The following is a 216-nucleotide window of genomic DNA, read 5'->3' on the forward strand; positions in this document are numbered from 1 at the left end:
GTGAGGAGCGTGGGTGGGGAGCGTGGGTTCGTGGGGAGGATGGTGGGGGGGTGGGGGGTGGTGGTCGGGGTGAGGGGGGGGGTGGTGGAGGAGCTGGGGGAGGAGGGTGGGGGGGTGGGGGAAGTGGTGGTGGTGGGGGTGGGGGGTGGTGTCGGTGATGGTGGAGGTGGTGCTTTGAAGTTGGTGGAGTCTGTGGGAGGGACGTGAGGGGTGGAC

General features: G+C 70.4%; 1 protein-coding gene. It reads left to right on the top strand.

Annotated elements, in window-relative coordinates; all coding sequences use genetic code 11:
* Positions 1 to 207 (top strand): hypothetical protein (locus FS532_RS19270; protein WP_222122020.1); only part of this gene is annotated, 207 nt, incomplete at its 5' end.
* Between the last annotated feature and the right edge of the window lie 9 nt (positions 208 to 216).

This window comes from Curtobacterium pusillum, assembly GCF_007673235.1.
GTDB lineage: Bacteria > Actinomycetota > Actinomycetes > Actinomycetales > Microbacteriaceae > Curtobacterium > Curtobacterium pusillum_C.